Source organism: Pseudomonas sp. NPDC089569, assembly GCF_050280625.1.
Taxonomy (GTDB): Bacteria; Pseudomonadota; Gammaproteobacteria; order Pseudomonadales; family Pseudomonadaceae; genus Aquipseudomonas.
The window spans coordinates 24,974-34,555 of the sequence record NZ_JBNNVQ010000062.1; the positions used below are offsets into that span (position 1 = coordinate 24,974).

At 59.5% G+C, this 9,582-nt stretch carries 10 protein-coding genes; 7 read left to right on the forward strand and 3 right to left on the reverse strand.

What is annotated here, in order from left to right; translation table 11 throughout:
* A complete protein-coding gene (locus ACQKP2_RS21285; protein ID WP_175379911.1) occupies positions 1 to 201 on the forward strand; it encodes an SEC-C metal-binding domain-containing protein in 201 nt (66 codons plus the stop codon).
* Positions 202 to 576: 375 nt separating this feature from the next.
* Here ACQKP2_RS21285 and ACQKP2_RS21290 read toward each other — a convergent pair whose 3' ends face one another.
* Positions 577 to 1,140, reverse strand: a complete 564-nt coding sequence (locus ACQKP2_RS21290; protein WP_427579207.1) for a cysteine hydrolase family protein — start codon at positions 1,138 to 1,140, stop codon at positions 577 to 579.
* A gap of 145 nt (positions 1,141 to 1,285) precedes the next feature.
* Here ACQKP2_RS21290 and ACQKP2_RS21295 point away from each other — a divergent pair, with 145 nt between their 5' ends.
* The 6 genes from ACQKP2_RS21295 (at position 1,286) to ACQKP2_RS21320 (ending at position 8,263) form a co-directional block, all read left to right on the forward strand.
* Entirely contained in the window at positions 1,286 to 3,736 is a 2,451-nt protein-coding gene (locus tag ACQKP2_RS21295) for a penicillin acylase family protein (RefSeq protein ID WP_427579208.1), read from the forward strand.
* Positions 3,737 to 4,063: 327 nt separating this feature from the next.
* Positions 4,064 to 4,846, forward strand: coding sequence for a transporter substrate-binding domain-containing protein (locus tag ACQKP2_RS21300; protein WP_427579210.1), 783 nt, complete (start codon positions 4,064 to 4,066; stop codon positions 4,844 to 4,846).
* Positions 4,847 to 4,902: 56 nt separating this feature from the next.
* The gene (locus ACQKP2_RS21305; RefSeq protein ID WP_427579211.1) at positions 4,903 to 5,631 is read left to right on the forward strand and encodes an ABC transporter permease; all 729 of its coding nucleotides are present in this window, start codon (positions 4,903 to 4,905) and stop codon (positions 5,629 to 5,631) included.
* On the forward strand, positions 5,628 to 6,338 hold the full coding sequence (locus ACQKP2_RS21310) for an ABC transporter permease (protein WP_427579213.1): 711 nt from the start codon (positions 5,628 to 5,630) through the stop codon (positions 6,336 to 6,338). The genes ACQKP2_RS21305 and ACQKP2_RS21310 overlap by 4 nt, the downstream gene beginning before the upstream one ends.
* 28 nt (positions 6,339 to 6,366) lie before the next feature.
* The gene (locus ACQKP2_RS21315; RefSeq protein ID WP_427579214.1) at positions 6,367 to 7,485 is read left to right on the forward strand and encodes a succinylglutamate desuccinylase/aspartoacylase family protein; all 1,119 of its coding nucleotides are present in this window, start codon (positions 6,367 to 6,369) and stop codon (positions 7,483 to 7,485) included.
* Between the two features lie 13 nt (positions 7,486 to 7,498).
* Positions 7,499 to 8,263 carry an ABC transporter ATP-binding protein gene (locus tag ACQKP2_RS21320; RefSeq protein ID WP_427579215.1) on the forward strand — a complete coding sequence of 255 codons (765 nt, stop codon included), beginning with the start codon at positions 7,499 to 7,501 and terminating at the stop codon, positions 8,261 to 8,263.
* 57 nt (positions 8,264 to 8,320) lie between these two features.
* Here the strand turns inward: ACQKP2_RS21320 and ACQKP2_RS21325 are convergent, their stop codons facing one another.
* Together ACQKP2_RS21325 and dcd are read right to left on the reverse strand one after the other, a co-directional pair.
* Positions 8,321 to 8,530, reverse strand: a complete 210-nt coding sequence (locus tag ACQKP2_RS21325; RefSeq protein WP_427579217.1) for a hypothetical protein — start codon at positions 8,528 to 8,530, stop codon at positions 8,321 to 8,323.
* 107 nt (positions 8,531 to 8,637) lie between these two features.
* Positions 8,638 to 9,204: a dCTP deaminase gene (gene dcd / locus ACQKP2_RS21330; protein ID WP_007940589.1), complete on the reverse strand. Its 567-nt coding sequence runs from the start codon at positions 9,202 to 9,204 to the stop codon at positions 8,638 to 8,640.
* Between the last annotated feature and the right edge of the window lie 378 nt (positions 9,205 to 9,582).

Sequence of the window (9,582 nt, forward strand, 5' to 3'; positions counted from 1 at the left end):
ATGACCCAGCAACCCCATGTCCACGGTCCAGACTGCAACCACGATCATGACCATCATGATCACGACCATGGTCATGTTCATGGCCCCCACTGCAACCACGCCCCCCAGGAGCCGGTGCGCAACGCCCTGAAAGACGTTGGTCGCAACGACCCTTGCCCATGCGGCAACGGCAAGAAATTCAAGAAGTGCCACGGCGCCTGATGCTTCGGGCGAACACGCCCTTCGCCGCTTGAATCGCCCCGCAAGAATCTGTGACACCGTGTGATCGTTCTTCGCCGGCAAGCCTGGCTCCTACAGGCGAACCAGACGCCGTGGTGTATCTGTCGCACCGCGTTACCGTTCTTCGCCCTGTAGGAGCGAGGCTTGCCCGCGAACGAGACGCCCTGGTGTATCTGTCACACCGCGTTATCGTTCTTCGCCTGTAGGAGCGAGGCTCGCCCGCGAACCAGACGCCCTGGTGTATCTGTCACACCGCGTTATCGTTCTTCGCCGGCAAGCCTGGCTCCTACAGGCGAACCAGACACCGTGGTGTATCTGACACACCGCGTTACCGTTCTTCGCCGGCAAGCCTGGCTCCTACAGGTTCTGATCCGCCAGGATGTGTGCCGTATTGACCACCGTCGCATACTCGCCATGCAAATTACCCAGCGACATCGCGTGTACCTCTTCGGCTGAATGGGGATGACCGAAAAAGTCGGTCTTGTCGAAGGTAAAGCACGCATCCTCCGCCACCCACGTATCGAAGCCCAGATTGCCTGCCGTTCGGGCCGTGGCCTCCACCGAGTTATGGGTCGCCACGCCAACGATGATCAACTGTCCGATCCCGGCTTCACGCAGATCCGCCTCCAGCGTTGTCGCACAAAAGGCATCCGGCACCTGCTTCTGAATCAGCCATTCGCCAGGCAATGGCTCAAACCGCTCCTGAAACTCCACCCCTGACTGCTGCGGCCAGAACACCGAGTCTTCGCAGCGGGACAAATGCTGCACATGAATGATGGGGCGGCCATGGCGGCGCCAATCCTCCAACAGTTCCGATATGCGCTCCTCGGCCTGGGGGTTGTTGCGGCGGCCGAGCCTGGGATGCAGGATGCCTTTCTGTTGATCGATGATGATCAGTGCCGTGTTTGCCTCAAGCTCCATGCCGAACGTTCTCCCGCAGCCTTGAAAGAAGATCTTTCAACTTATCAGACAAATCCTGAAATAACCTGATACCCCGCTTGCGCGCCCACCTCCCGCTCACTAACGTAGCGCCTTTACTGACGCTACCCCCCGCAGGAGCTTTGCCATGGCCTCGCCAGCCCTTACACATTTTCTACCCCGGTTCGGCGTTGCCGCAGCAGTGGCAGGGGTTTTGAGCCTGACTGGCTGCCAGAACTTCAATGCCCAGGACAGCCTGCCGCCCACGTCCGGCGTCCAGCCGCTCAAAGGGCTGGCACAGAACGTTTCGGTGCGTCGCAATGCCATGGGCATGCCGTTGATCGAGAGCAGCAGCTTCCACGACGCCCTGTTTACCCTGGGCTACGTGCACGCCAGCGACCGCATCACGCAAATGGTCACCCTGCGCTTGCTGGCCCAGGGTCGCTTGGCCGAGATGCACGGTTCGGACCTGCTGGATGCCGACCGCTACATGCGTGCAGTCAATCTGAAGAAAAGCGCCGGCGAGCTGTACAAGGCGTCGTCCCCCCGTCTCAAGCGGTTCTTCGAAGTCTACGCCCGCGGCGTCAACGCCTACCTGTTCCGCTACCGCGACAAACTGCCCGCCGACCTCGCTGCCAGCGGTTACAAGCCTGAATACTGGCAACCTGAAGATTCGGCGCTGATTTTCTGCCTGCTCAATTTCAGCCAGTCCGCCAACCTGCCCGAAGAAATTTCCGCGCTGGTGCTGGCCCAAACGGTCACCACCGACAAACTGGCCTGGCTGACGCCTTCGGCCCCCGATGACAGACTGCCGTTGGCCGAGAGCGAAAAACTGCAAGGCATCAAGCTCGACGGGCAAGTGCCGGGCCTGGCGCAGATCAGTAAAGCCACCGACCAGCTATCGGACATGAATCTGCTGGGCGCTACCTCGTCGAACAACTGGGCCATCGCCCCGCAGCGCAGCCGCAGTGGTAAAAGCCTGCTGGCCAGCGACAGCCATGGCCCGATGGGCGTGCCGTCGTTGTACAACTATGTGCAAATTCGCGCGCCGAAGTACCAGGCGTCCGGTCTGACCATCGCCGGATTGCCGATGATACTGGGCGGATTCAACGGAAAAGTGGCGTGGAGCACGACCGCCGTAATGGGCGACAACCAGGACCTGTTCCTGGAAAAAATCAAACGCCAGGGTAACGGCCTGGCCTACGAGACCGACGGCAAATGGCAGCCGGCGATGGTGCGCAACGAGACCTACTTCGTCAAAGGCCAGCGGCCGATCCGCGAAGCCGTGTACGAGACCCGTCATGGTCCATTGCTCAACAGCACCCAAGGCCTGGCACAGGGCGGCGGTTTCGGTCTGGCCCTGCAAACGCCGAACTTCACCGACGATAAAACCCTGGATGCGTTCTTCGACCTGTCCCGTGCACAGAACGCCGAGAGGGCATCGGATGCCAGCCGCGAGATCCGCGCCATCGCCTTGAACCTGGTGTTTGCCGACGCCAGCCACATCGGCTGGCAAGTGACCGGTCGCTACCCGAACCGCCGCGAAGGCGAGGGCCTGCTGCCTTCGCCGGGATGGGAGTCTCGCTATGATTGGGACGGATTCGCCGACCCCATGCTGCATCCCTACGATCAGGACCCGAGCCAAGGCTGGCTCGGCACCGCCAACCAGCGGGTCATTCCCCACGGCTACGGCATGCAGCTGTCCAATTCCTGGTCGGCACCGGAGCGCGGCGAGCGCCTGGCGGAACTGGCCGGTGCGGGCAAACATGACACCCGCAGCCTGATCGCCATGCAGTACGACCAAACCACCACCTTCGCCGCCAAACTGAAAAAAATGTTCACGGCACCGGGCATGTACCAGCCGCTCAAGCAAGCAATCGATGCCCTGCCGGCACCGGACCGCGACAAAGCGCGTGAAGCTCTGACGCGCTTGATGGCGTTCGATGGAAAGCTCGCTCCGACCTCCAGCGATGCGGCAATTTACGAATTGTTCCTGCAGGAAAGCATGAAACAGATCTTCCTTGATGAGCTGGGACCGCAAAGCAGCCCGGCCTGGAAAGCCTTTGTCGCCGACGGCAAATTGTCCTATTCCGCCCAGGCCGATCACCTGCTCGGCCGTGAAGACAGTCCTTTCTGGGACGACACACACACCGCGCAAAAAGAAGACAAACCGACGATTCTGGCGCGCAGCCTGGCCGCCGCGATCAGCGCCGGCGACAGTCAGTTGGGTGGCAGTCACAGTGCCTGGCAATGGGGCAAGTTGCACCGCTATGAGTGGAAAAACACCAGCGGCCAGACCGTGCGCGGTCCGTTGCCGGCCGGCGGCGATCACACCACGCTCAATACTGCCGCATTCGCCTGGGGTCAGGATTTCAACACCACGCTGGTGCCGGTTGCGCGCTTTATCGTCGATTTCGGCCAGGCCGAGCCGCTGACCGCGCAGATCGCCACCGGCCAATCCGGCAACCCGGCCAGTGCCAATTACCTGAACGGCATCGAGCCATGGCTCAAAGAGCAATACATGAGCTTGCCGATGCAGCCGCAGAACTTCGACAAGGTATATGGAAGCAAGCGATTGACCCTGACGCCGGGCAAGTAAACGTACAAAGCATGGGCGAGCCTGATCGCGATGGTGCTGCGCCAGTCAACTTCAATGCTGACTGGCCTGTCACCCTGATCAGGCTCGTTCGTGTACCGGCGCTACGATTGAGCCCTGCTCACGACCGTAATCTGCGCCTCGAAACGGTGCAGGCTTTTCACGATGACCACTTTCGTGCACTAATCCCATCCGGCAATTTCCCGAACGCCTTTTAAACGCTTGTTCGGCACTCTGGTTCGGAAATTGCTACTTTCATTAAGTCTTACGCTTACCAGTAACAATAATTCTGCGCCACAAGCGCCCATAATGGTTCTTAGGGATTGAATAATGAAAAAAGCATTGCTGACCCTTTCTGCACTGGCATTGTGCGTCGCTGCCGGTTCCGCGATGGCCAAGGAATACAAGGAATTGCGTTTCGGCGTTGACCCTTCCTACGCACCGTTCGAGTCGAAAGCGGCCGATGGCAGCCTGATGGGCTTCGACATCGATCTGGGCAACGCAATCTGCGCCGAACTGAAGGTCAAGTGCAAATGGGTCGAAAGCGATTTCGACGGGATGATTCCAGGCCTCAAAGCCAATAAATTCGACGGTGTGATCTCTTCGATGACCGTCACCCCGGCCCGTGAAAAAGTCATCGACTTCTCCAGCGAGCTGTTCTCCGGCCCAACCGCTTATGTATTCAAGAAAGGTTCCGGTGTGACTGCGGACGTAGCCACGCTCAAGGGCAAAACCGTCGGTTATGAACAAGGCACCATCCAGGAAGCCTATGCCAAGGCCGTCCTGGACAAGGCAGGCGTGAAGACCCAGGCCTATCAGAACCAGGATCAGGTGTATGCCGACCTGACCTCCGGCCGTCTCGACGCCGGGATCCAGGACATGCTGCAAGCCGAACTGGGCTTCCTGAAGTCGCCACAGGGCGCCGATTTTGAAATCAGCAAGCCGGTGGACAGCGAGCTGCTGCCAGCCAAAACGGCGGTCGGCATTAAGAAAGGTAACACCGAGCTGAAAGCGCTTTTGGATAAAGGTATCAAAGCGTTACACGATGATGGCACCTATGCCACTATCCAGAAAAAACACTTTGGCGACCTGAACCTGTACAGCGGCAAATAATGCCCGGCGCCCATCTCGCGATGGGCGCCTTTTTCATCCGATCAGGTTGCTGATTTATGTTCGAAAACCTACTACAAAATCTGGGGCTCTCAGCCTTCAGCCTCAAGGGCTTCGGTCCGCTGCTGATGGAAGGCACCTGGATGACCATCAAATTATCGGCGATGTCGCTGCTGGTGGCCGTGCTGCTCGGCCTGCTGGGCGCCAGTGCCAAGCTGTCAAAAGTCAAACTGGTGCGCCTGCCTGCCCAGTGCTACACCACGCTGATTCGCGGGGTACCGGACCTGGTCCTGATGCTGTTGATCTTCTACAGCCTGCAAACGTGGCTGACTTCGCTCACCGACTACATGGAATGGGAATACATCGAAATCAACCCGTTCAGCGCCGGTGTGCTCACCCTGGGCTTCATCTACGGCGCCTACTTCACCGAAACCTTCCGTGGTGCCATCCTGGCGGTGCCCCGCGGTCAGGTCGAAGCAGCCACCGCCTATGGACTCAAACGCGGCCAGCGCTTCTGGATCGTGATATTCCCGCAAATGATGCGTTATGCCCTGCCGGGTATCGGCAATAACTGGATGGTGATGCTCAAGGCCACTGCGCTGGTGTCGATCATCGGCCTGGCCGACCTGGTCAAGGCTGCCCAGGACGCGGGCAAGAGCAGCTATCAACTGTTTTACTTCCTGGTACTCGCTGCCCTGATCTACCTGTTGATCACCAGTGCCTCCAATATCATTTTGCGAAGGCTTGAACGCCGTTACGCCGCCGGCACACGGGAGGCCGTACGATGATCGAACTCCTTCAGGACTACTGGAAACCTTTCCTCTACAGCGACGGCACCAATATCACCGGCCTGGCCATGACCATGTGGCTGCTCAGCGCCTCGATCTTCTTCGGTTTCCTCGTTTCGATTCCGCTGTCGATTGCCCGGGTTTCTCCGCGCCTCTACATTCGCTGGCCGGTGCAGTTCTACACCTACCTGTTCCGTGGCACGCCGCTGTATATCCAGCTGCTGATCTGCTACACCGGGATCTACAGCCTGGCTGCCGTGCGCGCGCAACCGCTGCTCGACAGTTTCTTTCGCGATGCGATGAACTGCACCATCCTGGCTTTTGCGCTGAACACCTGCGCCTACACCACGGAGATTTTCGCCGGGGCGATACGCAGCATGGCCCACGGTGAAGTCGAAGCCGCCAAGGCCTACGGCCTGACCGGCTGGAAGTTGTATGCCTACGTGATCATGCCGTCGGCCCTGCGTCGTTCACTGCCTTACTACAGCAACGAAGTGATTCTGATGCTGCACTCGACCACAGTGGCCTTTACCGCGACCATCCCGGACATCCTGAAAGTCGCTCGGGACGCCAACTCGGCGACCTTCCTGACGTTCCAGTCGTTCGGTATCGCCGCGTTGATCTACCTGAGCGTCACCTTTGCGCTGGTCGGCCTTTTCCGCCTCGCCGAACGCCGATGGCTGGCCTTCCTCGGGCCGACCCACTAGGACCCCGCTTTCAGGAACCAAGAATAAAATGCGCCACCAGATACATGAGCTGCTGGCCCCGTTGCCGGGGACAGCCCGACAGATCCACAGTTTTCATTTCGGCCCGCAACCGGCCAACAGCAAGATCTACATCCAGTCGTCCCTTCATGCCGATGAATTGCCCGGCATGCTGGTGGCCTGGCATCTCAAGCAGCGTTTGGCGGAGCTGGAAGCCGCCGGTCGCCTGCGCAGCGAGATCGTCCTGGTGCCGGTGGCCAACCCCGTCGGCCTGGAACAAGTGCTGATGGATGTGCCGCTGGGCCGCTATGAGCTTGAAAGCGGGCAGAACTTCAACCGCTGGTTCGTCGATTTGAGCGAAGAAGTGGGCAACGACATTGAAGGTCGGCTCGGCAACGACCCGCAACACAACCTTCAATTGATTCGCGCCAGCCTGCGCAAGGCACTGGCCCGGCAGACCGCCAGCACCCAGTTGCAATCCCAGCGCCTGACCTTGCAACAACTGGCCTGCGATGCCGACATGGTGCTGGACCTGCATTGCGACTTCGAAGCCGTCGCCCACCTGTACACCACGCCGGAAGCCTGGCCGCAGGTCGAACCGCTGGCTCGCTACATCGGTTCCGAAGCCAGCCTGCTGGCCACCGACTCCGGTGGCCAGTCGTTCGACGAATGCTTCACCTTATTGTGGTGGCAGCTCAAGGAGCGCTTCGGCGAACAGTTCGACATTCCCCAGGGCAGTTTTTCGGTCACCGTCGAATTGCGCGGCCAGGGCGACGTCAATCACCCGCTGGCCAGCCTCGACAGCCAGGCGCTGATCGACTACCTGACTCACTACGGAGCGATCGCCGGCGAACCGGCGCCGCTACCCGAGCTTCCCTATCCGGCAACCCCGCTAGCGGGCGTGGAACCCGTGGCCACGCCGGTCGGCGGGCTGCTGGTGTTCACGGCACTGCCTGGACAGTACCTGGAAGCCGGGCAACTGATCGCAGAAATCATTGACCCGATCCTGGATCGCGTCACTCCCGTCCATTGCACCAACGCCGGGCTGATGTACGCCCGCTCGCTGCGCCGCATGGCCACTGCCGGCATGGTGATTGCCCATGTCGCGGGCGCCGAAGCCTATCGCAGCGGCTACCTACTTTCGCCTTGAGGATGCTTGTTCCATGTACAAACTGACCATTGAAGGCCTGCATAAAAGCTACGGCAATCATGAGGTGCTCAAAGGCGTTTCGCTCAAGGCAAAAACCGGCGACGTCATCAGCCTGATCGGCGCCAGCGGCTCGGGCAAAAGTACCTTTCTGCGCTGCATCAACTTTCTCGAACAACCCAACGACGGCGCCATGAGCCTTGATGGCCAGTCGATCCGAATGGTCAAGGATCACCACGGCATGCATGTCGCCGATCCGGATGAACTGCAACGGATCCGCACTCGCCTGGCCATGGTGTTCCAGCACTTCAACCTGTGGAGCCACATGACCGTGCTGGAAAACATCACCATGGCTCCACGCCGGGTGCTTGGCTGCAGCAAGCAGGAAGCCGAAGACCGCGCCCGCCGCTACCTGGACAAGGTCGGACTGCCGGCACGGGTCGCCGATCAATACCCGGCGTTCCTTTCCGGGGGCCAGCAGCAACGGGTAGCGATTGCCCGGGCATTGGCCATGGAGCCGGAAGTCATGCTGTTCGACGAACCGACTTCGGCGCTGGACCCTGAATTGGTGGGTGAAGTGCTCAAGGTGATTCAGGGCTTGGCCGAAGAGGGCCGGACCATGATCATGGTGACCCACGAAATGAGCTTTGCCCGCAAGGTATCGAGCCAGGTGCTGTTTCTGCATCAGGGCCTGGTGGAGGAAGAAGGTGCACCGGAGGACGTGCTGGGAAATCCGCGGAGCGAACGGTTGAAACAGTTCCTCAGTGGCAACCTGAAGTAACGTCTACTGCAAAACCTGTGGGAGCGAACTCGCTCCCACATTTGTTTCTGGATCGAATCAGGCGACAGGCGTGGGAGGCGGCTCATCCGGCAAGGTAGGCTCGCCCGGCTCGGAAGGTTGCTCGTTGGGGGTGTCAGGGTCTGGCTGACCGGGGATCCCGCCGGCCTGGATCACCGAAGGATGCGCCAACAAGGACCAGGCCAGCACGCCCACTTGATTGGGCTCAAGCCTTGCCAGTTCGGCACTTACTCGCGGATCGATCTTCATAAAACACTCCTGGGCGATAGCCCGAACCGCCTTGCGCGGATCGCAGCAGTACACTCCATAGAGTGTACGCTCGCCCAGGAATTCCCACGGCTTGTCAGACGGCTGACTCAGGTCCGCGGCAGGGTCACGCCACGCTGGCCCTGGTACTTGCCGCCACGATCCTTGTAGGAGACTTCGCACTCTTCGTCGGACTCAAGGAACAACATCTGCGCCACGCCTTCGTTGGCGTAGATTTTCGCCGGCAGATTGGTGGTGTTGGAGAATTCCAGGGTGACGTGACCTTCCCACTCAGGTTCGAGCGGTGTGACGTTGACGATGATGCCGCAGCGGGCGTAAGTGCTTTTACCCAGGCAGATGGTCAAGACATTGCGCGGAATACGGAAGTATTCGACGGTGCTGGCCAGTGCAAAGGAGTTCGGCGGAATGATGCACACGTCGCTGTGAATGTCGACGAAGCTGCCGGCATCGAAGTTTTTCGGGTCGACGATGGCCGAGTTGATGTTGGTGAACACCTTGAAATGATTGGTGCAACGTACATCGTAGCCGTAGCTGGACACGCCGTAGGAGATCACACGGCTGTCGTCGCTGCCGCGCATCTGGCGCTCAACGAAGGGCTCGATCATGCCGTGCTCTTGCGCCATGCGGCGAATCCACTTGTCCGATTTGATGCTCATGGCGATGTCCTGAAATAGCGAGGTGGAAAAAATCTGTCCGGCATCTTACCGGGGCGCGCCGCCGGGTTCAAAGCGCCGGGCACAATTCTCGACGATCCGGCGGTGTTTGCGGACCTTCGAAACAATAGGCCGCACCGTCGATCATGAAAACCGAGAAACCTTCGCAAGAAGCATTGGCACGTCTGGGAAAAAGGGTTAAGGTGGCGCCACTGTGTTGCTTGTGTCACTGAGAATCTCTGCACGATATGTTGAATTTCGATCCAACCATCTACAAGAATTTTTCCTGCTCTTTGCACTCAGTCTCGGCCAGGGTTCTTCCTGAGTCGCAGTTATCTTTGTCCAAGGAGTTACCTGCTCTTCGATGGCTTCGCCACCGCG